Below are 24625 nucleotides of genomic sequence, written 5' to 3' on the forward strand. Positions count from 1 at the left end.
CTGCAGGCAATGGCTTGGGAGGTCCTGGTTCCAGAAGGCAAACGAATTAGAAGGACCACGATGGATCCCATCCAATCATGGCCGGCACGTGGATGGTGTGCGGCGTCCGGGTTCAAACGAAATCCTCGGTCGCACGTGGACAACACTGGAGGGCTTGCCATCGAGACGAAGCCGGCTTGGCTCTTCATCATGAACAGATCCGCTCTTGGACTCTGGGGACGAGCCGCGCCTCAGGAAGAGCTCGGGGATGAAACCTGCCTGTTTGGGCAAGGCAGTGTCCGGTTGCTTGGCGGCAAGAGCGGCCGGCCAGGTCTGCCTGGCGGTGATGATGCACGAAATGCGCCTGGGCTGAATGCTTTTCGGATAGTGCACCCGTGGATGAGTCGGGAACTGAAGTAGTCCGTGCCGTTGGATGGTGGAAATCAGAATGGCCCTAGCTACGACATTTTCATCCCGGAAGATCTCAACACATTACTTGATCTGGAGCTACCTCGTTATCTCGCTCGAAACCGAGATCGGAGAGCAACCAACCACTTGTTTTCCGCCCATTGTCGGAAGAAACGCAGACCAATTCATTGGTGGCATCAACTCCACAAGGAGTTCGGAGAAGCGCGATGGTCTCGGAAGCCATTGACTGCTTGCATTGCCAGTGGATGTAGCGCGTATATCGAACAGCGGGATCCTGATTGTGCCTAGCGGCTGTCGCCCAAATGCATCGCACGGGAAATGCCCCGGGCTGCGGTGCGTAGCGCCAGGGCTGCGGACTGCAGTGTTCCGGAGTCGCGGGGAACAACCACCGAAATAACCGCAACCTGATAGCCCGCCTCGTCGAGGATCGGGGCGGCGGCACCGGTGGTTTCCGGGTCGATGAATCCGTCGAACGAGGCGAATCCGTTGCGTCGGATTTCCGCCATTTCTGCGCGGAGTTCAGGATGGGTGGCGGTCATCAGTTCGTGGTGGCGTTCCAGGAACCCGTGAATGGTTTCCGGCCGTGAAAAGGCCAAAAGTGCCATGCCCATCGAGGTTCGGTGCACAGGCATGCGTCCGGCGACATTCGCCTGATTGACAACGGAGCCCGGCCGCGAGAGACGCTCGATGATCAGCACCTCGTCCTGGTGCAGTACCGAGAGCTGGGTATTTTGCCCCAGCAGCTGGTTGATGTCCTCCATGAACGGCAATGCCGCGGTGCGAAGGTCCTGGGTGGCAGCGCTTCGATTGGCTAATTCCCAAAGGCGCAAACCCAGCCGCACCTGGCCAGACCCGTCTCGCGCCAGCAAGTCATGGGATACCAAGTCATCGAGCAACCTGTACATGGTTGCTTTGGGGATGTCGGCACGCCGAGCCAGGCTGCTGACGCTGAGCGACTGATTGTTGAGATCAAAAGAATTCAGGATCCGAACCAAGCGGTCCAGCATAGAGTCCCCACTGGGCGAATTGGCCATGGAACTATTTTAGGGCAGTGGCTGCTTCGCTTCTCCTGCATCCAGGTGAGCGGCTCTGCGCTTTAGTGCAAGCAGGGTTCGCTATCGCGCCGAATTTCCCTTGTTCATCCAGAGTTAACGTGGAATTTTTCCAGCAATTCTCATTGAAAAGAGTAGCGAAAACGTTATTTGAATAGTGGTCGTATTATCGAAATGCTTGATGTAAGGTCGTTTTCGAACGCGGAATAAACTCCAAGAAGGCGGCGGCAATGGTTCGGAATCATCAAGTAAAGCTTGCAGCTTTGATAGCTGCACTGACGCTGGCAGCCAGCGGTTGCGTCAGTGCATCCCAGGGAGGGGCCGGTGATCCTTCTGCTGGCACGGTGTCGCCCACGCCGAGCTCCCCGGAGCAAAATGCCGAAGTTCCGCAGCGCCCGGCGGTCCTCAGCGAGAAATCCGAGGAAGGGCTGGAAGGTGCCGTGGAGTATTGGGTACAGCTGCTGAATTATGCGGTGGCGAGCGGTGACACCGCCGCACTCAAGGGTTTCTCGGCAGCGGACTGCACCTTGTGCCAGGAGCTAATCGCCCAGACTGACCAGGCCTATGCCAATGGCGGAAGTATTGGCGAAGGCGAATTCAGAGTTATTGAAACCATGAGCACCCTGGACAAGTATCAAGCATCGCCGGGCGAGCCCAATGTTGTGTTTGCCAGCTTTGGAATAGAGCGAGCCGCTGGTCAAGTCCTCGGTACAGATGGAAAGGCGACTAGCGAAATTGAGCCGGTTTCCTGCATTGATTTTGAAGAACATTGGGATGAGATCGCTTATGACGAGGATGGAAACTTCATTGGATCCATTTGCTCGCTAGCTGTGCAGGATCCAGAGTTCGACGAGTCTTCCGGATGGCAGCCGTTGAATGTCGCGGTTAACGCGCAATAGCGATATGTGACTTGGAAAGTGCCCTGGCTGCTTCGGCAGCCGGGGTATTTTTGTGCGGGGAACCGGTGGGACCGCAACAGAAATCTATTGAAGCTACGGATATCAACTGCTAAAGTTCATTGTACGAACATAAGTTCACGATGTGAACATACCGCAGCGATGGAGCAGTGAGACGATGCAGCAGGCCTACCTATACGACGCAATCCGCACCCCCTTCGGCAAGATCGGCGGCGCGCTGTCCAGCCACCGCCCCGATGACCTGGCCGCCCACGTGGTGCGCGAGCTGGTCGCCCGTTCTCCCAAGCTGGATGTCGCGGATATCGACGAGTCGATCTTCGGCAACGCCAACGGCGCCGGCGAGGAAAACCGCAATGTGGCCCGCATGGCCACCCTGCTCGCCGGGTTGCCGACCTCGCTGCCGGGCACCACGATGAACCGCCTGTGCGGCTCCTCGCTGGATGCCTCGATCGCGGCTTCCCGCCAGATCGCCACCGGCGACGCGGACCTGGTCCTGGTGGGCGGCGTCGAATCGATGAGCCGTGCTCCATGGGTGCTTCCCAAGACCGAGCGCCCCTTCCCGATGAACAATCTGGAGCTGGCCAACACCACCCTGGGCTGGCGCCTGGTCAACCCGGCCATGCCGGGGGAGTGGACGGTATCGCTGGGCGAGGCCACCGAGCAGCTGCGCGAGAAGCACAGCATCTCCCGCGAAGACCAGGATGAATTCTCTGCGGCATCGCACCAGCGGGCCGCGGCCGCCTGGCAGGCCGGCAAGTACGGCAACTTGGTAGTTCCGGTTCCGCCGGCGAACAAGCGCGGTACCGAAGTCACCCGCGACGAAACCATTCGTGCCGATTCCACTGCCCAGACCCTCTCCAAGCTGCGCACCGTATTCCGCACCGGAGAGAATGCCACGGTGACCGCGGGCAACGCCTCGCCGATGAGCGACGGCGCCTCGGCGGCCTTCATCGGTTCCGAACGCGGCGGCGAATTGCTGGGCGCCGCCCCGATCGCCCGCATCGTCTCCAACGGCGCTGCCGCGCTGGATCCGCAGTTCTTCGGCTTCGCTCCGGTGGAAGCCGCCAACAAGGCTCTGGCCAAGGCCGGCCTGAAGTGGTCGGATATCGCCGCGGTCGAGCTGAACGAGGCATTCGCGGCCCAGTCCCTGGCCTGCATCCGGGCCTGGGATATCGACCCGGCCATCGTCAACGCCTGGGGCGGGGCCATCTCCATCGGCCACCCGCTGGGAGCCTCGGGCCTGCGCATCCTGGGCACCGTCGCCCGCCGCCTGGCAGAATCCGGCGAGCGCTACGGGCTTGCCGCGATCTGCATCGGCGTGGGCCAGGGACTGGCCGTCGTCGTCGAGAACGTGAACGCAACCAAGTAGCTTTTAGAAAGGCAGCATCATGGCACCACGTATTGCCACCTCGGCCGCGGACGCAGTCGCCGAAATCAAGGACGGCTCCACTGTACTGATCGGCGGCTTCGGCAACGCCGGCCAGCCGATGGAACTGATCGATGCACTCATGGAGTGCGGCGCCAAGGACTTGACCGTCGTGAACAACAACGCCGGGCAGGCTGACGCGGGCCTCGCGTTGTTGATCAAGGAGCGCCGGGTCAAGAAGATCATCTGCTCCTTCCCGCGCCAGTCGGATTCGTGGCACTTTGATGAGGCTTACCGGGCCGGCGAGATCGAGCTGGAACTGGTTCCGCAGGGCAACCTGGCCGAGCGCATCCGCGCGGCAGGCGCCGGCATCGGTGGTTTCTTCACTCCGACCGGCTACGGCACGCTGCTGGCCGAAGGCAAGGAAACCCGCGTCATCGACGGCAAGGGCTATGTGCTCGAAACCCCGATCAATGCGGACTTCGCACTGATCAAGGCGCTGAAGGCAGACACCATGGGCAACCTGGTGTACCGCAAGACCGCGCGGAACTTCGGTCCGATCATGGCCACCGCGGCCAAGCAGGCCATCGTGCAGGTGGACGAGGTTGTCGAGGCCGGCAGTCTGGATCCGGAAAACGTCATCACCCCGGGCATCTATGTGGATACCGTTGTGGCACTTGGAGGGAACAAATAATGAGCAACTACTCCAGCACGCAAGAAAAACTCAGCCGCGACGAAATGGCTCAGAAGGTTGCCGCAGATATTCCGTCCGGCGCCTTTGTGAACCTCGGCATCGGCCAGCCGACCAACGTGTCCAACTTCCTGACCAGTGAGCAGGGCGTGACCCTGCACACCGAAAACGGCATGCTGGGTATGGGTCCGGTAGCTACCGGGGATGATATCGATGAAGATCTGATCAATGCGGGCAAGATCCCGGTGACCGAACTTCCTGGAGCTTCTTTCTTCCATCACGCAGATTCCTTCTCCATGATGCGCGGCGGACACCTGGATGTCTGTGTACTTGGAGCCTTCCAAGTTTCCGAATCCGGCGATCTGGCCAACTGGCACACCGGTGCCGAGGGCGCCATCCCTGCCGTCGGTGGCGCCATGGATCTGGCCATCGGTGCGAAGCAGACCTGGGTGATGATGAGCCTGTTCACCAAGACGGGTGAATCAAAGCTTGTCGAAGCACTGAGCTACCCGGTGACCGGTCTAGGATGCGTCTCGCGGATCTACACCGAAGTGGCAATTTTTGAATTGCGCGACGGGAAGGTCTTCGTACGTTCCTCGCACGGAATCAGCTTCGATGATCTGCAGTCCAAGGTGCCGGTAGAACTAACCAAAGCCTAAAACACAGTAGATTAGTGGGGGTGCTTCCGAGTTTTTTTCGGGGCACCCCCAATTTTCATAACCTGCGCGCCGCACGGTGAGGCGCGCGCAAGGAGCACGGTGAGCGAGCAGGCAGCAAGTAGTACGTCGGTCCAGTCCTTGGCGCGGGGCCTTCAGGTGATCAGCAGCTTCGACGCTGAGCATCCGTCGATGACCCTCTCCGAGGTTGCGGTGCGCACCTCGCTTTCGCGCGCCACCGCGCGTCGTTTTCTGCTGACCTTGCAAGATCTGGGTTATGTCCGTTCTGATGGCAAGCATTTCGAGTTGACCTCCAAGGTTTTGCAGCTGGGCTACGCCTATCTGTCCAGCGCCACGTTGCCGCAGCTGATCGAGCCGGTACTGGAAGAGCTCTCGGCGACGGTCCATGAGTCGGCCTCGGCCTCGGTGCTGGACGGAACCGAAATTGTCTATATCGCCCGCGTACATACCCGCTCGATCATGCGGGTCGGCATCTCGGTGGGCACCCGCTTCCCCGCAGTGAATACCTCGATGGGCCGGGTGCTCCTGGCCTACCAGCCCGAAGCGGTGCGCGAATCCGTGCTGGCTGCCGGGGTGCATGCGACCACAGGGCTGGGCATCGACAGCGCGGATCAGCTGCGCGTGGAGCTGGAGCGGATCCGCGCACAGGGGTTCGCCGTGGTGGACCAGGAGCTGGAAATCGGGTTGCGCTCGGTGGCGGTCCCGGTTTTCAATTCGGAGACAAGCGTGGCGGCCGCGATGAATGTGTCGATGAGCGTGCACCCGAATTCGGCATTAAGCGCCGAGCAGGCGGCGGAAGCCGTTCTGCCCGAATTGCTGAAGGCCGCCGAGCAGGTGCGCGAAGCCCTGGCCGCGAGCCGCTGAACAGCTACAGCTCACGCGCATCGCGCCGGATTGGATGGCGCTCGGGAACCTGTACCAGCACGATGCGGGTCCCGTCGGGATCCTGGATCCATCCTTCGATGAGACCCCATGGCTCCGTGAGCGCTTCGCGGAGGATGGGCACTCCCTGGCCAGCCAGCAGCTCCAGCTGGGCCCCCACATCGCGGACCTGGATCCACAGCACCAGGGACGAGGTAGCCTCGGGGGCGCGTTGTCCGGAGACCTCCAGCAGTCCGTTGCCGAGGAAAAACACCACGCCGCGGTGCTCGGGCGGCCCGAACTCGCGGGACACCGCCAACTGCAGCACGTCGCGGTAGAAGCTCTGGGTTTCGGCCAGGTTCACGGGCCGCAGCAGCACTCGGCTTGAAAGGATTTCCATGGGCACCAATCTATCCGGCGGCCGTTGTGCAACCTAGCTCCGCGGAGGGGGAGACCTCCGGCGGGGAAAATTAAGGTTCTCAAAGAATTTGTTGTAACTTCAACTAAATCCTGTAAAATTGTCGTAGCGGAGTCCTTCGCCGCTCCAAGGCGGCAACGGAAACCCAGCCATCGCCGGGCCCGGCCCGGAAGCAAATCACAAGGAGTTGACCCGCCATGACCCAGATACTGAGCGACATCCGTTCGGCAGATTGGAACCGCGCCGCCGAATCCGGCGCGGTAATCCTGTTTTTGCACGGCTTCGGCTCCAACGAAAACGATCTGAGCTCGCTGGCGGAGCCGCTCGGATTCAAACTGCCCTGGGCATCGCTTCGCGCCCCGCTGGAACTCGGCAACGGCGGCGCCGCCTGGTTCCAGATCACCACCCCGGGAGTGCCCGACGCGGCACCCGTCGAGGCGGCCACCGCGGCCATCTGGGCCTGGATCGATGAAAACCTCGATGCCGGCACGAAGATCATCCCCATCGGCTTCTCGCAGGGCGGGCTGATGGCCAGCCAGCTGCTGCGCACCCGTCCGGAGCGCGTACTAGCCACCACGATCCTCGGCGGATTTGTGCTCGGCGGCGAGCAGCCGGCCGATGCCCGGCTCGCCGCTCAGCGTCCGGCGGTGTTCTGGGGCCGCGGCACCGAGGACCGGGTGATCGCCCCAGTGGCGATCGCGCGCACCACCGGCTTCCTGCCCCAGCACTCGTCGCTGACCGAGCGCACCTACCCGGGGCTGGCCCACGGGATCAACCTCGATGAACTGGACGACGTGCGCAGCCACGTCACCGAGCAGCTGGCCGCCTTGCCGGTCGGCAAAGACTGAGCCCGCGGGCACCTTGTGAGATCGGGATCTCCGGTTTCGGTGAACCGAGCAGAGGCGCCCAGGGTCAGTCGCTGGAGCGGTAGCACTGGTGGTCAAGGGTAATCTTGGTTCATGGCCAGGGTAGAACGAACGTTGATTGAAATCCGCGCGGCAATCGCGAAGTTGCATCGCGCCGCGGCACACGATCGGGATCCGCAGCGTGCCCACGCGGCGCACTGGCTCGACGGGCTCTTTGAAAACGTTGAATCCCGTGCACAATTGCGCGAGGCGTCCAGACAGGCCTTGGAGCTCTACCGGGGAGGAATGGGTTCTTTCCAAGACGTGGGTACCGCGGTCATGGCTGAGGCCGTGGACGGACTGCGCCATGCGCTAAGCGCAGCCCGCTCGTGGTTGCTGCGGGACTAATCGCGGCTCGTTGGGTCCGCCGGAAGAACCCGGCAAATCGACCGGCTGGCCCGCAGATTTTTTATTCGACGGTGAACGATACTCAAGCACGAGGCTGCAGAAGCTAGGCGATCCGGTTGAAGCGCGGCCCGCGATAGCCCTCGCGCTCTATCACTTCCTCGAACATTGCCTGCGGGCGGGCCCAAAAGCTGTAGTCATCATAGAGCTTGCGGTAGAACACCAGCGGCTCCTCGGTTTCACTGTGCCTGCCCACGGCCAGCACCTCATAGCGCTGTCCCTTAAAATGTTCGTAAATGCCTGCTTCAACGCTCAATGGGTGGCCTTTCCTGCCAGAAGATGCAAATTAGCGTGGACCATGTTCGCGAGCACCGCTGCGCTGGTCCAAGAGGTGATCCAGGATCGGGTCCAGCACGGCCAGACCATCGGCCACGCCGCCGGTGGATCCGGGCAGGGTCAGCACAAAGCTGTTCCCGGCGAACCCTGCGACGCCACGGGTCATGATTGCCATCGGGGTCATCGCTTCGCCGCGCCGGCGGATGGCCTCGATGATCCCGGGCAACTGCACATCCAGCAGCGGGGCGACCATCTCCGGTGACTGATCATCCGGGGAAACTCCGGTTCCTCCGGTGACAACCACCACGCGGGCTCCGGCGGCAAGCTGCTCTTCCACGGCAACGCGCACCGGTAGTCCATCGGCGGCCACCAGCGGCTGGGCGGCAGCAAAGCCGCGTTCGACGAGCCACCGGGCAATGACCGGGCCGGTCTTGTCCGTGGCGGTTCCGGCCGCGCAGCTGGTGGAAGCAACAATGACCGCGGCTCGGTCGCCGCCTGCCTTACCGCTGATTGTCACGAGTCCAGTCCCCGCTCTTTCCGCCGGACTTCGACAGCACCTTGATGCCGGTGACTTCGGCGTGCTTGTCTACCGCCTTGGTCATGTCGTACAGGGTCAGGGCCGCGACGCTGGCAGCGGTTAGTGCTTCCATCTCCACACCGGTGACCCCCTTCGTGGTGACCTGTGCGGTGATGCGCACGGTGTCTGCCTCGGCCGCGAAGTCCACCGAGACCTTGGAGATCGGCAACGGGTGGCATAGCGGCACCAGTTCCCAGGTGCGCTTTGCCGCCATGATGCCGGCCACGCGGGCGGTGCCCAGCGCCTCGCCTTTGGGCAGGTTGCCGCTCATCAGCTGCTCGATGACATCGGGGCGGGTAACGAACAGCGCCTCGGCGGTGGCCACCCGCTTAGTGACGGTCTTATCGCTGACATCAACCATGTGGGACGTGCCATCGGCGCGCAGGTGGGTGAGGCGTTGGTTCTCAGACATTAAAGCTCCAGGTTTCAATTTCTGCGCCGGCGGGCAAATGGGTCAGCCCCACCGGTAGATGGACTAGCGCATCGGCTCGGGCAAGATCATGGATCAGGTGCGAGCCCGGAGCGAGCACGGTGACCTGCCCATCTGCCAGCATCGCGCGGCGCACCTGATGTTTGGATCCGGGGGAGCTGACCTCATGGGCAAGCACTCCGCGCGTTGCCTGCGGCTGTGGAAGAGCTGCGAAAGCGCGCAGCAACGGGGCGAGGAAGAGCTCGGCGGAAAGCAGCGCGCTGACCGGGTTGCCGGGGAAGCAGAGGACCGGGGTGCGCGAACCATCTGGGTTTTCCAAGCGCGCATGTCCCTGGGGCCCGCCGGGTTGCATCGCCACATGATGGAAGTCGCCGCCCAGGGGTTCGAGTACCTGGCGAACCACCTCGAATGCCCCGGCACTGATCCCGCCAACGGTGAGCAGCAAGTCAGCCTGCGCGGCATGCTTCAAGAGATGTTCGGAGAAAGCCTGCGGATCATCGGGCAAGCGCGCCACCGAGACCTCGGCACCGTAGTTCCGCAAGAGGGCGGCGAGCATCGGGCTATTGGCATCCGGGATGCGCGCAGCCGCGACCTCGGATCCGGGAGCGGCCAGCTCGTCGCCGGTGGTGCACAGCAGCACCTGTGGTCGTGCCTGTACCGGAACTTGATGCACGCCGCTGGCTGCCAGCGCGCCGATCAAGGTGGGGGTCAGCAGCTCGCCGGCTTCGGCCACGACCGCGCCGCCGGCCAGTTGTTCGCCGGCCTCGCGGATGAAACGCCCCGCGCCGCTTGGCCCGGTAAAGGTGGCCGTGCCGCTCGGCGTGCCTGCACCGACCCGAACCAGCGCAGGAAAAGCTGCAGAAACCGTCTCCTCGATGGGAACCACGGTGTCTGCCCCGGAGGGGATGGGAGCGCCGGTCATCACCGGGATGACGGTACCGGGTTCAAGGGTCAATCGCGGGTCGCCGGCCGCGGCGGTGAAACCAAGCGGGAAGGTCAGCGGGGATTGCCTACTGGCCGCGGCGAGCTGCTGCGAGTGAAGGGCGTAGCCGTCCATCTGCGAATTGGTAAAGGCGGGGATCGGCAGGGTGGCGGTCATTTGCGCGGCGGTGACCCGACCGGCGAGCGCAGGGTGGCCGACGCTCAAGAGTTCCGGCGCTTCGCCGCGAAGGCGCTGCAGCATTGGCGCCAGCAGATCGCGCACATGGACGCGGTGGGATTCGAGAGTGCAACTCATGAAGGGTGGTTACCCGCCGGCGAAGGGTGGAAGCACATCAACGGTCAGCGGTTTGCCGTCTGTTTCATCCCCGGCGGTGCGCAGCGCACCGGTATCGCGGCGGACCGTGCCGTTGACCAAGAAACTTCCGGCGTTGAGCACTTTTGCCATCTCTTGGCCGTACTTTTCCTGGAGTCCGGCGCGTAATTCCGCGAGCGTTGTCACGGTTGGCCAATGCTCCTCTTCGGTGCCGGCGGCCTGGGCGGCGGCGGCGAAGTAACGGATCAGGATCGAGGTCATATCTCCATGCTATCTTGTGCGTAGCGGGCAGGTAAGTCGATAAACGCGTAGGATCCCAGTATGAATCAAAGCGTATCTCCGGGTGGTGCCACGCCTCCTGCCGCGGTGCAGGTGGGCGCGGAACTCAACGACGAACAGCGCGCTCGTGCCCAGCGGCAGCTCTCACTGCCCGGCTTCGGTTTTGAGTCCCAGCGCAGGCTCGCCCACGCGCGGGTCTTGGTCATCGGTGCCGGTGGACTCGGGTGCGCGAGCGTGCCGTATCTGGTCGGGGCCGGGGTGGGGACCATCGGGCTGGTTGATGATGATGTGGTCGAACTTTCGAATCTGCATCGGCAGGTTGCGCACACCACGGCGAACCTCGGCGTGGCCAAGACCTCGTCTTTGGCGCAGGCGGCCAGGGCGCTGGACCCGAGCATTACGGTTGTTGAACACAACTTGCGGTTGACCGCCGAGAACGCCTTGGAGATCTTTGCCGGCTACGACCTGGTAGTTGATGGGAGCGATAATTTCCCCACCCGCTATCTGGTTAATGATGCGGCTCAGCTCAGCGGGATTCCGTTGATCTGGGGATCCATCCTCGCCCATCATGGGCAAGTCAGCGTGGCTTGGCATGAGTACGGCCCGGGCTACCGGGATCTGTTCCCGAGTCCGCCGGAACCGGGCACCGTGGTGAACTGTGCCGTCGGCGGGGTGCTGCCGGGGCTCTGCGGAACGGTTGGTTCCTTGCTGGCCACCGAAACCTTGAAGGTGATCACCGGACTAGGCGACCTGCTCATTGGCCGGGTGCTGATCTATGACGCGCTCGCCGGCCGCACCAGGGAAATCGCCTACGGCCGTGACCCGCAAGGAAATCCGGTGAGCGAATTGATCGACTACGAACTATTCTGCGCCGGCGCAGAACCGCAACCCGAGGCGATCTCGGCCTCCGAGCTCGCGGGAATGATGCGTTCCGGTGATGCCCCGCGCTTGCTTGATGTGCGGACCTTGGCAGAACGCGAACAGCTGCGCATCGCCGGATCCCAGTTTGTGCCGTTGGATGAGCTTGAAGCGGCTTCCCAAGCGGAGCAGTCATTGTTCCTGCCCGGTAGCGGCGAGCTGATTGTCTATTGCGCCCGTGACCCCCGGTCCATCCGTGCCGCACAGCTATTAGCCAAGCGCGGGGTGCCGGTGCGCTACCTTTCAGGTGGTATCCACGAGTTCGCCCCGCTTGCCCCGGAATTCACCGCGACGGATGCCGCGATGGCATCAACAGACAGCTTGAAGGAGAACTCATGACCGAGTTGAACAATTCACTTGCCCGCATCAGCACTGAGGCCATCGATGAGTCCGCGGTTCGAGCGGCGGTGGACGGACCGGACGCCGGAGCGGTGGTGATGTTCCATGGCATCGTACGCAACCATGACGGCGGCGAAAAGGTCATGGGACTGGACTACTCAAGCCACCCGCAGGCCGAAGAGTTCCTGGCCAAGATCCTGGCCGAAGAGCAGGAACGCTCCGGGGTGCGTATGGCGGCGGTGCACCGCGTGGGGGAACTGAAAATTGGCGACGCTGCCTTGGTCGCGGCGTCTGCTGCCGCGCACCGTGGCGAGGCCTTCGCCGCCATCGAAGCGCTGGTTGAGCGCATCAAGCACGAGGTGCCGATCTGGAAGCGTCAGCATTTCGAAGCGGGAACCAGTCAATGGGTGGGACTCTAAGCACGGAGACATTAGCCACCGGTTTCAGTCATCTCGGCGCGGCTGAGGTGACAGCAAAGCTAGATCTGCCGCAAACGACGAGGGATATTCGCTTAGACCGGTGGTTTTCTGGCTTGGCGCACAGCGACAGCAACCCATAGGGCAGCAAGCGCCAGCATCGCACCGCCTGGCCAAACCGTGCCGGTTGTCATCTGCCAAACACCCACGATCAGGAAAAGCGCCGCGAGAACCGAGGCAGTTGTGGGTGAAACCGTGGAATTCTTCATGTCACCAATTTCCGCTTAGTCCCAGATCCAGAGCGCTTCGAAAACGCCTGATTTTGCCAATCCCGGTAAACCGCCCGCGGCAGTAGCAAATCACATGATATCTCTAGCTGCGGCACATTTCCGTGTCCGGGTCAGCCACCGCCGCGGGTGTCGGCGAGGCCCGGCGATACGGAGGCTGCCGCCATCGTGCGAGAGCCTGAAAACGTATATGCCAGCTCGCCACTCAGAAGCTGCCGTTCGAGGGGTTGTAACTCAGATGGCGCCGCCGGCGGGATGGCCGCACCTCGGCTTAGCGCCACGCGGCCGCAGACCGTGCCGGCATCCTCGGACGAGCGGCTGTGATGGATCGTGAAGTCGGCGCGGAAATAACTCGTGACGCGCGTGACATCGGCGGTAGCATGGCAAAGTACCGTTTTTGAAGGAGCCGAGCATGCAACTACGCCCAACGCTGGCGTTAGCTGGATTCCTAATTCTGGCTCTGAGCTCTTGCGCAGCAAATGACGGGATGGAAAACGCCGCGCAGCCGCAGACCCAAATCAACATTTCGGCAGCAACCTCTTTGCATGAGCCCTTCGAACAATTGGCTCAGGAATTCCGGGAGCAGCACCCAGATATTCTGCTCTCCGATATTAGCTATGACGGTTCCGCAACGCTCGCCACCCAGATCATCGCCGGAGCGCCCGCAGATGTCTTTGCCTCGGCAGATGAACGCAACATGGACGCGTTGCAGGAGGCCGGCTTGGTGGCCACCCCGAGCATCTTCGCTACCAACACGCTGGTGATTGCCCTTCCCCAGGGGAACCCGGGCAACATCAGTGAGCTGGCGGACCTTGCAGAGGCCACCACGGTGCTCTGCGCTCCCGAAGTGCCCTGTGGTTCCGCGGCCAAAAAATTGCTAGATCTTGCCGGCGTGCAGGTCGAAGCCGCAAGTCTGGAACAGAATGTAGGCACCGTACTGGTCAAGGTTGCCACCGGGGAAGCGGACGCGGGACTGGTATACCGCACGGAAATGGCCAATGAGCCGACCGCGGAAAGCATTATTCCTCCCGAGGCACAGAAGGTCGTCAACTCGTATCCCATCTCGGTAGTCGCCAATGCAAGCGGGGACAAACAAGAAGTGGCCAAGCGCGAGGCTGCCGAAGAGTTCGTGGACTATGTTCTGAGCGAGCATGGACAACAGGTGATGCGCGAATATGGCTTCGGAAGCCCGACGTCCTCCGCCCAGTTGAAGTCCGGGCAGAAATGACCGCCCAAGTAGATGTCGGCACCCGGGCGCCGAGCCTGGTGCTGCTGCCCGCAGTATTGGCTGTGGCCTTGCTCGTCCTTCCGCTGTTTGCCTTGTTGACGCAAGCCTCCTGGGGTACCTTGTGGGCGGATGTGACCAGCCCCCAGGCCTTGCAGGCGCTTGGCCTATCGCTGCGCACCGCGCTGCTGGCTACCGTGCTGTGCACGCTGCTCGGAGTGCCGCTGGCACTGCTCATTGCCCGTAGCTCCCCGCACGTTGCACAGGTTCTCCGTGCATTGGTGGCGGTGCCCCTGGTACTCCCGCCTATGGTCGGCGGTGTCGCGCTGCTGCTGCTCTTCGGCCGGACTAGCGGCATTGGCCAGCTGCTGGAACAGTTCTGGGGGTTCACCCTCCCGTTTTCCACCGCCGCGGTGGTGATGGCGCAAATGTTTGTCGCACTGCCTTTTCTGGTGCTCACCGTCGAAGGGACCCTGCGTACCAGCGGGGCGGCCTATGAGCAGACCGCGGCCACGCTTGGCGCCGGACGCTGGATGGTGCTGACCCGAATCAGCCTGCCCTTGGCCGCACCGGGGCTGTTTGCCGGGATGATCCTCTGCTTCGCCAGGGCTCTGGGCGAGTTTGGGGCTACCGCGCTTTTTGCCGGCAATGCGCCAGGACGCACCCAGACCATGCCACTGGCAATCTATACGGCTTTCAACGGGGCAGGCGCCGGACGAGAATCAGCCGTTGCGCTTTCATTGTTGTTACTCGCGGCCGCAGTACTGGTCCTGGTTTGCCTGCGTGCCTGGCGTCCAGGGGCGTTGAAATGACCACCGGGCTTCTGGCTGAAATCCGTGTGGCGCGCCCAAACTTCGAAATTAACGTGCAACTGGACCTTGAATTCCGGAAGACCCTCGCATTGATGGGACCCAACGGAGCTGGAAAGTCCACGATTGTGCATGCAATAGCTGGAATTCAACACCTTACGTCCGGACAGATTTCCCTGAACGGTAAGGTGCTCTCCGGTCCCGGAGTGCACCTGCCGCCACACCGCCGAGCGATCGGACTGCTCGGGCAGCAGCCCAGGCTCTTCCCGCATTTGGACGCCGCGGAGAATATCGCCTTCGCAGCCCGCGCGGCTGGCCTAAGCAAACGCGCCGCCCAGCAGGTGGCGCACGACTGGCTTGAACGCTTAGGGCTCACGGCATTCGCGACGCAACGACCCGCCGCGCTTTCCGGTGGGCAGCAGCAGCGTATCGCGCTGGCTCGTGCCTTGGCCGCGGGACCGAAGCTGTTGCTGGTTGATGAGCCCTTCTCCGCACTTGATGTCCAAGCGGCGGTGGAGATGCGCGAGCTGGTCCGTGAAGAGCTATCCCGCACCGGAACCACCGCGGTGGTCGTCTCGCATTCGGGGGCGGACGCGCTGGCCCTGGCAGAGCGATTATTGGTGATCGAACGCGGGGTGGTCGTTCAGCAGGGGTATACGCGGCAAGTGCTTGCGCAGCCGGCTACGGAGTTTGTGCGGGCCGTGGCCAATAGCGTTCCGGCGGGCTACGAGAGCGAACCGGAGAAGCGATGTTCCTCTTAGCAATGAAGCCAAAGATTTTTCCGTCCGGCACCTTTCGATTATTTCTTGCTTCCGGGCCTACACAACGTTTGATGGTAATGAAGGATGAGGAGCGATGGGGATAAGCCCTGCAGAACATCTGGCGTGGATTCTTGACCGAATCACCCTGGTAGCCACCCGCACGGTGGGCTTGGCCGAGGCGCGAGGAACGGTGCTTGCCGAGGATGTGTTCGCTGCTCACTCGCTGCCGCTGTGGGAGAACTCGGCCATGGACGGCTACGCGGTGCGCAGCTGCGATACGTCCAACGCTAGCTGGCAGCAGCCGATCGTCTTGAAGGTGATGGGCGAAGTGGCCGCGGGAAGTTCGTGGGATGCGCCGCTGGAGCCTGGCCAAGCGGTGCGCATCATGACCGGTGCTCCCATCCCCTCCCGTGCCGACGCGGTAGTGCGCGTCGAATCGACCATTGGCGATCAGGGCGAAAGCACTTGGGCCGAAGAACTCGTGCGAGTATTCAAACCGGTTCAGCCCGGCCAGGAGATCCGTGCCCATGGAGAAGACCTGGCCCGAGGTGCATTGGTGGCGCGCGCCGGAGATCAGCTGACCGCGGTGCGCCTGTCGGCATTGGCCGCGGCCGGAATAGCCAAGGTACTGGTTCGGCGGGCGCCGCGAGTTGCGGTGCTGGTCACCGGTGCCGAATTGCAACCACTTGGTGCGGAGCTGACCCGCGGGCAGATCCCGGAATCAAACTCCTTGCTCATTGGCGGACTCTTGGCCGAGGCGGGCATCGTCGAGGTCAGCGTGCAGCATTGCCCCGATGAGGCAGCCGAGGTGACCCAAAGGCTGGCCGAACTGGGTTCGAGCTACGACGCCATCGTGAGCACCGGCGGGGTGGGCCCGGGCACACGGGACGTGATGCGGTTGGCGCTGGCAGATGAGGCAGAGGTTCGTGCCGTGAGGCTGGATGCACGTCCCGGGCAGCCGCAATGCACCGGGCGATTGGCCGCCGGCGCGTTCGTCTTCGCGCTGCCGGGCAATCCGGTCAGCGCGGCGGTCGGCTTTGAACTGTTCGTAATCCCTGCGCTGCGTGCCATGCAGGGGCACACGGTGTCCGAGCGTCCACGATTGACCGCTACCGCCGGGACCGGTTGGCGTGGATTCACCGGGAAGCTGCAAGTGCTCCCCGTTGAGTTCGAACATGGGCAGTCTTTGCGCTGCTATCCGGTGGTGCACTCCAAGCGGGTGTCGCATTCCGTCGGTGGTTTCGGCGCGGCCCAAGGGTACGCCCTGGTCGAACCTGAACGTGGGGACATCGCCGAGGGCGATAGCGTGCAAGTCATCCGGATGCTTCCATGATGGCCGCCGACGCATTGATTCTCGCCGGTGGCCGTGGGTCCAGGCTCGGTGGCCTGGATAAAGCCGAACTGCTCCTTGGCGGGCAGCGGCTGGTGGACCGCGTGGTGCGCGCTTGCCGGGAAAGTATCAGCGGCCAGGTGATCGTTGTGGGTCCCGAAACTGCTGGAACCCAAGCGGACGCGGTGCTGCGCGAAGAACCTGAATTCGCCGGACCGCTGGCCGCAGTTGCGGTGGGGCTTCGTGCGGTGACAGCTAACTGGGTAGTGATTCTGTCTTGCGACCTGGAATATCCGGCCACGGTCTGTCAGGCGCTTTCCGTGGCCATGGAGACTTCTGGGACGGATGGCGTGGTGCTGGTAGACGACAACGGGCGGACGCAGTGGCTCGCGGGTTGCTACCGCACCGAGCCGCTGCGCGAAGCCTGCGAGGCGCTGGGCGCCGGCGTCGTCAATGCACCGGTCAGGCGGGCTTTCAACAACCTTCGGCTGAACAGGGCCAAGATTTCGGGGGAGAAATCGGCGGATATTGATACCCCCGAAGCGTTGGAAGAGGCCCGTCTGCGGCAAAAGAATTCAACTCAATCGACGAAGCCAACCAAGACTTAGCGAGCAAAGGAAAATAATCATGGCACAGCATCTCCCACCCGAGGCACTCATTCCGTGGCTGGAGGCCGCGGCCGAGGAACTCGGCTTGGACGCCAACGAGGTATCTATAGGCACGCTGCTCGACGTGGCCAAGCACGTTGCCCACGACGTCGCGCGGCCAGCTGCCCCATTGAGCACCTTTCTCTTGGGCTTGGCTCTTGGCCGCGCGGAACCGGGCACCGAGCTGTCGGCGCTCGCCGAGAAGCTCAACGCACGGGCCGCGCGTTGGGCGGCCGAGCAACAGTAAGCCCGAGCTGCTGAAGTTCCACCACGTGTCTCAGCTCAACGCGTTGTAGCCACCCAATGGCGAGGTAGGCATCTCCGGCTTCAGCGGGCTGAGCATTGCCGTGTGCCGCCTCCGGGCGCACAATCGGGAGATGACTAAATATCTGATCTCGTTTCCGAGCCGGGCCATGGTGATTGCGGACGAAGAGCTGCCGCGTGTCGCCGCCGATGCCCGTGCCGTGATTTCCGAGGCCAAAGCGGCAGGTGTCTATGTCTTCGGTGGTGGCATCGAGGAACGCGTGGGTCCGGTACTGGTATCGGCAGATGGTTCGGTGAGTGACGAAATCTATTCGGGTTCGGAGCTCAAAGGCGGATTTACCGTGCTGGAGGTGCCAACCCGTGAAGAAGCGCTGGGCTGGGCTCGAAAGATCGCGGTGGCCTGTCGTTGCGCACAAGAGCTGCGCGAATTCGCCTATGACTCGGCGAGCTAGCCCCGCACCACTGTAGACTCGTGTCTTATGGCAATCGGCGCGACAATACAAACTTTTGAAGTCCAACTGGCTGATGTGGATCGCGGTGTTTACGAAGATCTCTCACTGCGTGTGGCACAGCAAGCCTCGGAGACCGACGCCTATCTGGTGACCCGGGTTCTCGCCTACTGCCTCGAAGCGGAGGAAGGCATCGCATTTTCTGCCGGAGGGGTATCCACGGGGGAGGAACCGGCGGTGCTGGTCAAGGACCTCACCGGAAGCATCCTGGCCTGGATTGAGGTAGGCGCCCCGGATGCCCAGCGCCTTCACCAGGGAAGTAAGCGCGCAGAGCGTGCCGCCGTTTACACCCACCGAGAGCCTGCGAAGTTGTTGGCCTCGTGGAAGGGCAAGACCATCTACCAAGCCGATGAGATTGTTGTCCGTTCCTTTGACCCCGGCTTCATCGATTTGGCAGCCAAGGCCCTCACCCGGCGCAACACCATGTCGGTTTCGGTGACCGAGGGGCAGATCTATCTCGAACTCAACGGCAGCAATTTTGAGACGCAAATTCACGAGCATCACATCGAGTAGCGACCGCAGGCGGTAAAGCACGCCTCCAGCGTGAATATCATTATTGAACGGATGATTTTGCCTGCAAAGGCACCCGGAATTGCTATTAGTTTCCGGTCCAATCCAAAAGGCCGATTGCCTCCGTTTTATAAGGTATTAGTCCGTGGCTTCACGGGAAAGCGGTGCTGGCCGTGCGACCTGGATCGCTCTTTCGCGGCTCTCCTCATCTTGCATACCTGTGAGTCTGCTTTCCCAGCTTTACTCTCCGGGCCCCGGGGCGAGGTTTGCCGACCATGAGTCAAGCAGTGAGCGCAGTTCCTCCGGTTGCACATCGCTGACCTTCGCCTCGCTCAACGCAAGGCCGAAGGCAGCCCAAGGTAGGTTGGCGTTCTCGGTGCGCACCATGGCGCTGTCCTCATCAAGCGGATGGATCTCGAACCACCGGCCGATGCGCGGTGCCAGCTCCTCTGCGCTGGCATGCACCCGCGCGCTGATCTGTTGCTGACCGGCTCCGCGCAGCCCTTCGCGGACAAACTGGGCTGCATCGCCGCCGGGAATCTCCCGCGGGACAAAGCGCAGTGCCCGCGCCGCGGCGTTTTCAGCTCGATCCACGCGAAAGCTGCGCCAATCCGCGCGATCCAGATCATAGGCCACCAGATAGTAGCGGTTGCCCACATTGACCAGTTTAGCCGGTTCCACCCGCCTTGAACTGGCGGTTCCCTTAGCATCGCGGTAGTCGAAGGCCACCCGTTCGCGGTCGCGGCATCCCTGGGCGAACACCACCAGCACCTGGGGGTCCACCGGTTCTGGAACAGCGTGCTGCGAGTTCAACGGGACGGTGCTGGCAGTCAATGCCTGGGCCCGCTGCCGCAACCTGGCCGGCAGCACCGGAACGACCTTGGACAGCGCGCGCAATGCGGCTTCGGCTAACGCGGAAGAGCCGCCATGCACCGTAGATTGCAGCCCGATGACCAGCGCCACGGCTTCCTCATCGCCGAGTACCAGTGGAGGCAGGGCAGTGCCGGAGGCCAGCTGGTAGCCGCCACCCACCCCGCGGTCAGCCTGCACCGGGTAGCCCAGATCGCGCAGCCGGTCGATGTCCCGGCGCACGGTGCGCAAACTGACTTCCAGCCGTTCGGCCAGCTCGTCGCCGGACCAGTAGCGGCGGGTTTGCAGCAAGGAGAGCAAACGCAAGAATCTGGTGCTGGTACTCATGCAATTAGTCTGCCTTAATTTAGGACAAAAACTGGCGCTTATTGCTTCTACGCTGGTAATTATCAGCTGGAAATACCGGCTGAAGCTGATGCCAGGAGGCAACAATGAGCACCATGGCCACCACCGAAACCACCCTGACCGGGGAACGCGCCGACCTATTCCAGGCGTTAGCCAACGCCCGGCACTTCCTGCGCTTCACCGTCCGTGGACTCAGTGATTCGCAGGCAGCACAGCGCACCACCGACAGCGAATTGACCCCCGGCGGACTAATCAAGCATGTGACCGCAGTGGAAAAGCAGTGGCAGGAATTCATGGTCAAGGGACGGGCCGCCATGGCCTGGGACGGGGCAGACTTCAGCAAGATGCCACCCGAAGCAGTGGAGGCTTTCCAGAATGAATTCCGCATGTCGCGCGAAGAGTGCTTGGATGAGCTGCTGGAAAACTACGCGCGGGTCGCAGCCCACACCGATGACTTTCTGGCAGAGTTAGACATGGATACCGTCCACGAATTGCCCAAGGCACCCTGGTTTGTCGATACCCATTGGACGGTGCGCCGCACGTTGCTGCACATCATCGCCGAAATCACCCAGCATGCCGGGCATGCCGACATCATCCGCGAATCCTTGGACGGACAAAAAACCATGGGCTAACCACCGAAGCCGGGCGTCGCGATATTGGTGGCAAAGAAGGATGCGCTCCTGGGGATAATCAGGCGACCCCGAATGCTGGCCACTGTTAGTGGCGACAAAATAAGCTTCTCAGCCAGCACGGACATTTTAAGGCAATGAAAAACCCCGAGAATTCAATGATTCTCGGGGTTTTCGCTGGCGGTGACGGTGGGATTTGAACCCACGGTACGGGGTTACCGTACACAACATTTCGAGTGTTGCACCTTCGGCCGCTCGGACACGTCACCAGACCTGATAACTCTATAACGAACCTTTCGAGAACACCAAAACGAACGAGGCGAAAATCCCGGTAAGTGGTTCGAAACACATATGGGTGTTCGCTCAGCCGCGTTTGGATCGGAAGAAATCGCGCAGCAGGTCTGCGCACTCGTTTTCTTTGACCCGCGGGTATACCTCGACCCAGTGGTTCAAGCGGGGTTCGCGGACGATGTCGAAGACCGAGCCGCAGGCTCCGGCCTTCTCATCCCAAGCGCCGAAGACCAGTCGGGGGATGCGCGAAAGCACGATGGCTCCGGCGCACATGGCGCAGGGCTCCAGCGTGACGACCAGCGTGCAGTCTTCTAGTCGCCATCCGTCGGCGTTGTCCTTAACCTGTAGCGCTTTGACTGCGTTGCGGATGGCCACCACTTCGGCGTGAGCCGTCGGATCAAAGTGCGCCTCGCGCTCATTGCGTCCGGTGGAAAGGAGCTTGCCTTCGGGGGAGATGACGACCGCGCCGATTGGAACATCATCGGTGTCCAATGCGGCTCGGGCCTCTGCGAGGGCGAGGTCCATCCAAGTCTCGTGTACGTGCGCCATAGTGCCTTTACCTTACGTGTTTTAGCCTCGTCAGTGCATGCGCTTGGGGACTAGCACTCCGCAAAACACCGATATGCCTTTGCCGTGGGGACCGCAATCCCGCTGATTCCTGTTTAGTTGGGCACATCATGGAGTGATTACACCGGGATTTCGCACTTTTATCTCGTTTGCTTCATTGGTGGGCTGATAGATTTCTACTTATGCGCGTACAGGTAGTCGACCACCCATTGGTGGCACATAAGGTTTCAGTTCTTCGAGACAAAGATACTCCGTCCCCGATTTTCCGCCAGCTGACCGACGAACTGGTCACCCTGCTGGCCTACGAAGCAACCCGCGAGGTGCGCACCGAAGAAGTCGAGGTAGTCACCCCGGTAGCCACCACCACCGGAATCACCTTCGCCAAGCCAACCCCTTTGGTGGTGCCGATTCTTCGCGCGGGTCTGGGCATGCTTGAAGGCATGACCCGCTTGGTGCCCACCGCCGAGGTCGGCTTCCTGGGCATGGCCCGCAACGAAGAAACCCTGGACATCATCACCTACGCCGACCGCGTGCCAAACGATCTGTCCGGCCGTCAGGTTTTCGTGCTGGATCCGATGCTGGCCACCGGCGGCACCCTGGCCGAAGCGATCAAGTTCATCTTCGAGCGCGGCGCCGAATCGGTCACCTGCATCTGCCTGATCGCGGCTCCGGAGGGCGTGGAACGCCTGAAGGAAATCCACGGTGCCGACGAGCGCGTCCACATCGTGCTTGCCGCGATGGACGAACGACTGGACGAGAAGTCCTACATCATCCCCGGACTCGGAGATGCCGGGGACCGTCTGTACGGCGTCACCCCACCGATCGTCTAGACGGCCCTCGCTTAGCCTGCGGTTTCGTCGCTGGCGGGCATTTCGCCCGCCAGCGGCAGCCGCACCTCGAAGAGCGTATGACCAGGCTCTGAGGTCACCGAAATGGTGCCCCGGTGGGCCTCGACAATGCTCTTGGCAATAGGCAGCCCGAGGCCGGTGGTGCCGTCCATTCCGGAGCGGGCCTTGTCGGCGCGGGTGAATCTTTCGAAGACCTTCGGCAGGAACTCTTCGGAGATCCCTTCGCCGGTGTCATGCACCTGCAGCACCGCCTCGCCGCTTTCGAGATCTTGCCCCACGCTGACGGTTACGGAGTTGCCAGCCGAGGTGTGCTTACGCGCGTTGGCCAGCAAATTGGTAATCACTCGGCGCAGGGAGGGCGAATCGGCGTTGACCGTTGTCCCCGGTGCCTGGCAGACAAATTCCCAGAGATGGTCATCCGCGGTGGCCTTGAAATCCTCGGTGATATCTGAAGTTAATGCGCATAAATCCAGGCGCTTCATGGTGAACGAAGTCTCCTCGTCCAGCCGGGCCAAGAGCAACAAATTTTCCACCAGCGAACCCATGCGGTTGCTTTGCTGCAGTACTCGATCCACCGAACGCCTGCCGTCGGGGGAGAAATGCTCGGTTGCCGACAGCAATTCGGTGTAGCCGCGAATCGCCGATAGCGGAGTGCGCAACTCATGCGAAGCATCCGCCACGAATTGACGCATCTGGTCCTGAGATTTTTCACGTGCCGTCAGCGCGGTAGATACGTTGTCGAGCATGGCGTTCAAGGCGCGTCCCACGTTGCCAACTTCGGTGCCGGGAACGGCATCTTCGGAAGCGACTCGCTGGGTCAGCTCGACCTTTCCCGATTCAAGTTCTTCGGCAGCTACCGAGGAGGCCACCGCCGCGACGCGTTTGAGCGGGGCGAATGACCGGCTAATGAGCCAGGTTCCCACCAAACCGGTGCCGATCACCAAGCTGATCGCGATGAACAGCGTCAGCCACGCCATTTCGAGCAGTGTTTGATCCGTGGAATCCAGCGGCAAGCCAACGATCAGCACGCCTCCGGAGCCAGGATCTGGAACCGCCGAGAGCAGATAGTCGCCCACGGACAACGTGCGTCGTACAGGTTCCGCGTTGATGTCGATGGTCACCAGATGGATGGCGTCATCCTGGGAGAGCATGACTCGTTCGCCATGCTGGTCAAGCACGTCTCCGGAGAAAACATAGCGATCCACGAAGCGCGCGGTCAGAGTGCCCGCGGCCTGTCCGGGCGCATAGAGGCGCTGATCCGGGCGGGCTAGCCCTACCGAGTAGCTACTGGCTCGTTCCACCGAGGCCTTGAGCTGTTCGTCCAGCTGGTCCATCAGCGTTTGGCGCATGCCGGCGTTGTAGAGCAGCCCGAGCAAGACGCAGACTGCGGTCAGCGAGCCCAGCAGGATCATTAGCAGTTTGCGCTGCAGCGCGTGTGGCGAACTTGGCCGGAGGCCGGTGGGAAATGAACTCATGCAGCGGGCTTGAGGACGTAGCCCACACCACGCACCGTGTGGATCATTGATTCGGCGTCGACATCGATCTTTTTGCGCAGGTAAGAGATGTAGAGCTCGACAATATTTGCTTGACCGTCGAAGTCGTAATGCCAGACGTTGTCGAGGATTTGCGACTTGGAGACCACTCGCCGGGCGTTATTCATCAAGTAGCTGAGCAGATCAAACTCTGTTGCGGTCAGCGAGATCGAGCGTCCGGCGCGGGAGACATCGTGTGAATCCAGATTCAGCACCAGATCGCCAACTACAAGTTCTGCGGAGTCCGCGGTCGAGGCACCGGAGCGTTCAACCAGACGGTGTAGGCGAATGAGTACTTCTTCGAGGCTGAACGGTTTCGCCACGTAATCATCGGCGCCGGCACCCAACCCTTCGATCCGGTCCTCGACCGCATCCTTCGCGGTGAGAAATAGTACGGGGACTTCTGGCAGGTAACTGCGTACCTTGCGCAGTACCTCGGGGCCGTCGAAGCCGGGGAGCATCCAGTCCAGAACCAAAACATCCGGGGAGAGTGAGCGCGCGGTGGCTACGGCTTCCGGACCATCGTGGGCCATCGTTGCTTCCCAGCCAAGCATGCGAGTACCCATGGCCACCAGTTCCGCCAATGACGGTTCATCATCGACGACCAGGACCTTGATGGGTGTGCCATCTGGATGGGTCAGCCGGGGTAATTGTGCGGGAGAAAAACGTGAATCGCTCATGTTAACCAGCTTCTCCTATTGTCATTGGGCTACTTTATGTTTCAGCTGTGCAACAGCTATGACTGTATGTCGAGTTTATGCGGGAATATTCCGTTCGGGTAGCGGTTAATTTGGTCAAATGCCGCAATGCACGAATGTTTGACCTATGGACCACCTATGAGCCTGAATGAATATTCATGACCGTGAATGGCATGGTCATTCTGCATATTTTTGGCCTCGATATTGGTCATTCCGATTAGTTAAGCGCTTAGATACCTGAGATTTGCCCAAGGTGCTCTCCGTCACTTTTGGACACATCTGTCTCACATACTGAACAGTGGTGACCTTTGTT

General features: G+C 61.7%; 29 protein-coding genes, 1 tRNA gene and 1 pseudogene. 19 read left to right on the forward strand and 12 right to left on the reverse strand.

What is annotated here, in order from left to right; translation table 11 throughout:
• Window positions 1-779 precede the first annotated feature (779 nt).
• Window positions 780-1442, reverse strand: a pseudogene (locus ACT3TP_RS12940) (IclR family transcriptional regulator); the annotation flags it as partial.
• A gap of 248 nt (window positions 1443-1690) precedes the next feature.
• On the opposite strand from ACT3TP_RS12940, the gene ACT3TP_RS12945 reads away from it, so the two are divergent.
• The 5 genes from ACT3TP_RS12945 (at window position 1691) to ACT3TP_RS12965 (ending at window position 5975) form a co-directional block, all read left to right on the forward strand.
• Window positions 1691-2359 (forward strand): DUF6318 family protein, encoded by a 669-nt coding sequence (locus tag ACT3TP_RS12945; RefSeq protein WP_444620752.1) that lies wholly within the window; start codon window positions 1691-1693, stop codon window positions 2357-2359.
• A 175-nt stretch (window positions 2360-2534) separates the two neighbouring features.
• Window positions 2535-3746 carry a thiolase family protein gene (locus ACT3TP_RS12950; RefSeq protein WP_444620753.1) on the forward strand — a complete coding sequence of 404 codons (1212 nt, stop codon included), beginning with the start codon at window positions 2535-2537 and terminating at the stop codon, window positions 3744-3746.
• Between the two features lie 19 nt (window positions 3747-3765).
• Complete coding sequence (locus tag ACT3TP_RS12955; protein WP_444620754.1) at window positions 3766-4437, forward strand: 3-oxoacid CoA-transferase subunit A; 672 nt, start codon at window positions 3766-3768, stop codon at window positions 4435-4437.
• Window positions 4437-5093 carry a 3-oxoacid CoA-transferase subunit B gene (locus ACT3TP_RS12960; RefSeq protein WP_404289086.1) on the forward strand — a complete coding sequence of 219 codons (657 nt, stop codon included), beginning with the start codon at window positions 4437-4439 and terminating at the stop codon, window positions 5091-5093. Before ACT3TP_RS12955 ends, ACT3TP_RS12960 begins: the two co-directional genes overlap by 1 nt.
• A 99-nt stretch (window positions 5094-5192) precedes the next feature.
• The gene (locus tag ACT3TP_RS12965) at window positions 5193-5975 is read left to right on the forward strand and encodes an IclR family transcriptional regulator domain-containing protein (protein WP_444620755.1); all 783 of its coding nucleotides are present in this window, start codon (window positions 5193-5195) and stop codon (window positions 5973-5975) included.
• A gap of 4 nt (window positions 5976-5979) precedes the next feature.
• Here the strand turns inward: ACT3TP_RS12965 and ACT3TP_RS12970 are convergent, their stop codons facing one another.
• Complete coding sequence (locus ACT3TP_RS12970; RefSeq protein ID WP_096285448.1) at window positions 5980-6372, reverse strand: VOC family protein; 393 nt, start codon at window positions 6370-6372, stop codon at window positions 5980-5982.
• Between the two features lie 215 nt (window positions 6373-6587).
• Between ACT3TP_RS12970 and ACT3TP_RS12975 the strand changes: the two genes are divergently transcribed.
• Both ACT3TP_RS12975 and ACT3TP_RS12980 read left to right on the forward strand, forming a co-directional pair.
• Window positions 6588-7238 (forward strand): alpha/beta hydrolase, encoded by a 651-nt coding sequence (locus ACT3TP_RS12975; RefSeq protein ID WP_444620756.1) that lies wholly within the window; start codon window positions 6588-6590, stop codon window positions 7236-7238.
• 111 nt (window positions 7239-7349) lie between these two features.
• A complete protein-coding gene (locus tag ACT3TP_RS12980; protein WP_096285444.1) occupies window positions 7350-7643 on the forward strand; it encodes a DUF6966 domain-containing protein in 294 nt (97 codons plus the stop codon).
• A 103-nt stretch (window positions 7644-7746) separates the two neighbouring features.
• Here ACT3TP_RS12980 and ACT3TP_RS12985 read toward each other — a convergent pair whose 3' ends face one another.
• The 5 genes from ACT3TP_RS12985 to ACT3TP_RS13005 are packed head-to-tail and all read right to left on the reverse strand — an operon-like array spanning window position 7747 to window position 10499.
• Window positions 7747-7956, reverse strand: coding sequence for a DUF1653 domain-containing protein (locus tag ACT3TP_RS12985; protein WP_096285442.1), 210 nt, complete (start codon window positions 7954-7956; stop codon window positions 7747-7749).
• A gap of 30 nt (window positions 7957-7986) precedes the next feature.
• Window positions 7987-8493, reverse strand: a complete 507-nt coding sequence (locus ACT3TP_RS12990) for a molybdopterin-binding protein (RefSeq protein WP_343252120.1) — start codon at window positions 8491-8493, stop codon at window positions 7987-7989.
• Window positions 8477-8965 carry a cyclic pyranopterin monophosphate synthase MoaC gene (gene moaC / locus ACT3TP_RS12995; protein WP_096285440.1) on the reverse strand — a complete coding sequence of 163 codons (489 nt, stop codon included), beginning with the start codon at window positions 8963-8965 and terminating at the stop codon, window positions 8477-8479. Before moaC ends, ACT3TP_RS12990 begins: the two co-directional genes overlap by 17 nt.
• Window positions 8958-10220: a molybdopterin molybdotransferase MoeA gene (locus ACT3TP_RS13000; RefSeq protein ID WP_096285438.1), complete on the reverse strand. Its 1263-nt coding sequence runs from the start codon at window positions 10218-10220 to the stop codon at window positions 8958-8960. Before ACT3TP_RS13000 ends, moaC begins: the two co-directional genes overlap by 8 nt.
• A 9-nt stretch (window positions 10221-10229) precedes the next feature.
• Entirely contained in the window at window positions 10230-10499 is a 270-nt protein-coding gene (locus ACT3TP_RS13005) for a MoaD/ThiS family protein (RefSeq protein ID WP_096285432.1), read from the reverse strand.
• Window positions 10500-10559: 60 nt separating this feature from the next.
• Between ACT3TP_RS13005 and ACT3TP_RS13010 the strand changes: the two genes are divergently transcribed.
• From ACT3TP_RS13010 to ACT3TP_RS13055, 10 genes are all read left to right on the forward strand, one after another.
• Complete coding sequence (locus ACT3TP_RS13010) at window positions 10560-11774, forward strand: ThiF family adenylyltransferase (RefSeq protein ID WP_444620757.1); 1215 nt, start codon at window positions 10560-10562, stop codon at window positions 11772-11774.
• The gene (locus tag ACT3TP_RS13015) at window positions 11771-12193 is read left to right on the forward strand and encodes a molybdenum cofactor biosynthesis protein MoaE (protein WP_444620758.1); all 423 of its coding nucleotides are present in this window, start codon (window positions 11771-11773) and stop codon (window positions 12191-12193) included. Before ACT3TP_RS13010 ends, ACT3TP_RS13015 begins: the two co-directional genes overlap by 4 nt.
• A 696-nt stretch (window positions 12194-12889) precedes the next feature.
• Window positions 12890-13705 carry a molybdate ABC transporter substrate-binding protein gene (gene modA, locus ACT3TP_RS13020; protein ID WP_444620759.1) on the forward strand — a complete coding sequence of 272 codons (816 nt, stop codon included), beginning with the start codon at window positions 12890-12892 and terminating at the stop codon, window positions 13703-13705.
• A complete protein-coding gene (locus ACT3TP_RS13025) occupies window positions 13702-14514 on the forward strand; it encodes an ABC transporter permease (RefSeq protein WP_096285428.1) in 813 nt (270 codons plus the stop codon). The genes modA and ACT3TP_RS13025 overlap by 4 nt, the downstream gene beginning before the upstream one ends.
• Entirely contained in the window at window positions 14511-15272 is a 762-nt protein-coding gene (locus tag ACT3TP_RS13030) for a sulfate/molybdate ABC transporter ATP-binding protein (protein ID WP_444620760.1), read from the forward strand. The genes ACT3TP_RS13025 and ACT3TP_RS13030 overlap by 4 nt, the downstream gene beginning before the upstream one ends.
• A gap of 94 nt (window positions 15273-15366) precedes the next feature.
• On the forward strand, window positions 15367-16605 hold the full coding sequence (locus ACT3TP_RS13035) for a molybdopterin molybdotransferase MoeA (RefSeq protein WP_444620761.1): 1239 nt from the start codon (window positions 15367-15369) through the stop codon (window positions 16603-16605).
• Entirely contained in the window at window positions 16602-17210 is a 609-nt protein-coding gene (mobA, locus tag ACT3TP_RS13040; RefSeq protein ID WP_444620762.1) for a molybdenum cofactor guanylyltransferase, read from the forward strand. The genes ACT3TP_RS13035 and mobA overlap by 4 nt, the downstream gene beginning before the upstream one ends.
• Before the next feature lie 19 nt (window positions 17211-17229).
• On the forward strand, window positions 17230-17496 hold the full coding sequence (locus tag ACT3TP_RS13045) for a DUF6457 domain-containing protein (protein WP_096285423.1): 267 nt from the start codon (window positions 17230-17232) through the stop codon (window positions 17494-17496).
• Between the two features lie 130 nt (window positions 17497-17626).
• Entirely contained in the window at window positions 17627-17965 is a 339-nt protein-coding gene (locus ACT3TP_RS13050) for a YciI family protein (RefSeq protein ID WP_096285422.1), read from the forward strand.
• Between the two features lie 27 nt (window positions 17966-17992).
• Window positions 17993-18535 (forward strand): YaeQ family protein, encoded by a 543-nt coding sequence (locus tag ACT3TP_RS13055; RefSeq protein ID WP_096285421.1) that lies wholly within the window; start codon window positions 17993-17995, stop codon window positions 18533-18535.
• Between the two features lie 237 nt (window positions 18536-18772).
• On the opposite strand, the gene ACT3TP_RS13060 is transcribed toward ACT3TP_RS13055, so the two are convergent.
• On the reverse strand, window positions 18773-19729 hold the full coding sequence (locus tag ACT3TP_RS13060; RefSeq protein WP_444620763.1) for a helix-turn-helix transcriptional regulator: 957 nt from the start codon (window positions 19727-19729) through the stop codon (window positions 18773-18775).
• A 104-nt stretch (window positions 19730-19833) separates the two neighbouring features.
• On the opposite strand from ACT3TP_RS13060, the gene ACT3TP_RS13065 reads away from it, so the two are divergent.
• A complete protein-coding gene (locus ACT3TP_RS13065; protein WP_444620764.1) occupies window positions 19834-20379 on the forward strand; it encodes a DinB family protein in 546 nt (181 codons plus the stop codon).
• A gap of 175 nt (window positions 20380-20554) precedes the next feature.
• Here the strand turns inward: ACT3TP_RS13065 and ACT3TP_RS13070 are convergent.
• Window positions 20555-20645, reverse strand: a tRNA-Ser gene (locus ACT3TP_RS13070).
• 94 nt (window positions 20646-20739) lie between these two features.
• The gene (tadA, locus tag ACT3TP_RS13075; protein WP_096285411.1) at window positions 20740-21216 is read right to left on the reverse strand and encodes a tRNA adenosine(34) deaminase TadA; all 477 of its coding nucleotides are present in this window, start codon (window positions 21214-21216) and stop codon (window positions 20740-20742) included.
• A 200-nt stretch (window positions 21217-21416) separates the two neighbouring features.
• Here tadA and upp point away from each other — a divergent pair, with 200 nt between their 5' ends.
• The gene (upp, locus tag ACT3TP_RS13080; protein WP_096285410.1) at window positions 21417-22064 is read left to right on the forward strand and encodes a uracil phosphoribosyltransferase; all 648 of its coding nucleotides are present in this window, start codon (window positions 21417-21419) and stop codon (window positions 22062-22064) included.
• 11 nt (window positions 22065-22075) lie between these two features.
• Here upp and ACT3TP_RS13085 read toward each other — a convergent pair whose 3' ends face one another.
• Window positions 22076-23557 (reverse strand): sensor histidine kinase, encoded by a 1482-nt coding sequence (locus ACT3TP_RS13085; protein ID WP_444620765.1) that lies wholly within the window; start codon window positions 23555-23557, stop codon window positions 22076-22078.
• Window positions 23554-24294, reverse strand: a complete 741-nt coding sequence (locus ACT3TP_RS13090; RefSeq protein ID WP_096285408.1) for a response regulator transcription factor — start codon at window positions 24292-24294, stop codon at window positions 23554-23556. Before ACT3TP_RS13090 ends, ACT3TP_RS13085 begins: the two co-directional genes overlap by 4 nt.
• Window positions 24295-24625 lie beyond the last annotated feature (331 nt).

This window comes from Glutamicibacter sp. AOP38-B1-38 (assembly GCF_052377485.1).
Classification (GTDB): Bacteria; Actinomycetota; Actinomycetes; order Actinomycetales; family Micrococcaceae; genus Glutamicibacter.

Bases quoted from the DNA above. Each gene is read 5' to 3' on its own strand.
- ACT3TP_RS12970 (WP_096285448.1), bottom strand. From the start codon at position 6,372: ATGGAAATCCTTTCAAGCCGAGTGCTGCTGCGGCCCGTGAACCTGGCC.
- modA (WP_444620759.1), top strand. From the start codon at position 12,890: ATGCAACTACGCCCAACGCTGGCGTTAGCTGGATTCCTAATTCTGGCT.
- ACT3TP_RS13035 (WP_444620761.1), top strand. From the start codon at position 15,367: ATGGGGATAAGCCCTGCAGAACATCTGGCGTGGATTCTTGACCGAATC.
- ACT3TP_RS12980 (WP_096285444.1), top strand. From the start codon at position 7,350: ATGGCCAGGGTAGAACGAACGTTGATTGAAATCCGCGCGGCAATCGCG.
- moaC (WP_096285440.1), bottom strand. From the start codon at position 8,965: ATGTCTGAGAACCAACGCCTCACCCACCTGCGCGCCGATGGCACGTCC.
- ACT3TP_RS13060 (WP_444620763.1), bottom strand. From the start codon at position 19,729: ATGAGTACCAGCACCAGATTCTTGCGTTTGCTCTCCTTGCTGCAAACC.
- ACT3TP_RS13055 (WP_096285421.1), top strand. From the start codon at position 17,993: ATGGCAATCGGCGCGACAATACAAACTTTTGAAGTCCAACTGGCTGAT.
- upp (WP_096285410.1), top strand. From the start codon at position 21,417: ATGCGCGTACAGGTAGTCGACCACCCATTGGTGGCACATAAGGTTTCA.
- ACT3TP_RS13045 (WP_096285423.1), top strand. From the start codon at position 17,230: ATGGCACAGCATCTCCCACCCGAGGCACTCATTCCGTGGCTGGAGGCC.
- ACT3TP_RS13000 (WP_096285438.1), bottom strand. From the start codon at position 10,220: ATGAGTTGCACTCTCGAATCCCACCGCGTCCATGTGCGCGATCTGCTG.
- ACT3TP_RS12975 (WP_444620756.1), top strand. From the start codon at position 6,588: ATGACCCAGATACTGAGCGACATCCGTTCGGCAGATTGGAACCGCGCC.
- ACT3TP_RS12945 (WP_444620752.1), top strand. From the start codon at position 1,691: ATGGTTCGGAATCATCAAGTAAAGCTTGCAGCTTTGATAGCTGCACTG.
- ACT3TP_RS12960 (WP_404289086.1), top strand. From the start codon at position 4,437: ATGAGCAACTACTCCAGCACGCAAGAAAAACTCAGCCGCGACGAAATG.
- ACT3TP_RS13015 (WP_444620758.1), top strand. From the start codon at position 11,771: ATGACCGAGTTGAACAATTCACTTGCCCGCATCAGCACTGAGGCCATC.
- ACT3TP_RS13065 (WP_444620764.1), top strand. From the start codon at position 19,834: ATGAGCACCATGGCCACCACCGAAACCACCCTGACCGGGGAACGCGCC.
- ACT3TP_RS13030 (WP_444620760.1), top strand. From the start codon at position 14,511: ATGACCACCGGGCTTCTGGCTGAAATCCGTGTGGCGCGCCCAAACTTC.
- ACT3TP_RS13010 (WP_444620757.1), top strand. From the start codon at position 10,560: ATGAATCAAAGCGTATCTCCGGGTGGTGCCACGCCTCCTGCCGCGGTG.
- ACT3TP_RS12955 (WP_444620754.1), top strand. From the start codon at position 3,766: ATGGCACCACGTATTGCCACCTCGGCCGCGGACGCAGTCGCCGAAATC.
- ACT3TP_RS13050 (WP_096285422.1), top strand. From the start codon at position 17,627: ATGACTAAATATCTGATCTCGTTTCCGAGCCGGGCCATGGTGATTGCG.
- ACT3TP_RS13090 (WP_096285408.1), bottom strand. From the start codon at position 24,294: ATGAGCGATTCACGTTTTTCTCCCGCACAATTACCCCGGCTGACCCAT.
- ACT3TP_RS12950 (WP_444620753.1), top strand. From the start codon at position 2,535: ATGCAGCAGGCCTACCTATACGACGCAATCCGCACCCCCTTCGGCAAG.
- ACT3TP_RS13025 (WP_096285428.1), top strand. From the start codon at position 13,702: ATGACCGCCCAAGTAGATGTCGGCACCCGGGCGCCGAGCCTGGTGCTG.
- mobA (WP_444620762.1), top strand. From the start codon at position 16,602: ATGATGGCCGCCGACGCATTGATTCTCGCCGGTGGCCGTGGGTCCAGG.
- ACT3TP_RS13085 (WP_444620765.1), bottom strand. From the start codon at position 23,557: ATGAGTTCATTTCCCACCGGCCTCCGGCCAAGTTCGCCACACGCGCTG.
- tadA (WP_096285411.1), bottom strand. From the start codon at position 21,216: ATGGCGCACGTACACGAGACTTGGATGGACCTCGCCCTCGCAGAGGCC.
- ACT3TP_RS13005 (WP_096285432.1), bottom strand. From the start codon at position 10,499: ATGACCTCGATCCTGATCCGTTACTTCGCCGCCGCCGCCCAGGCCGCC.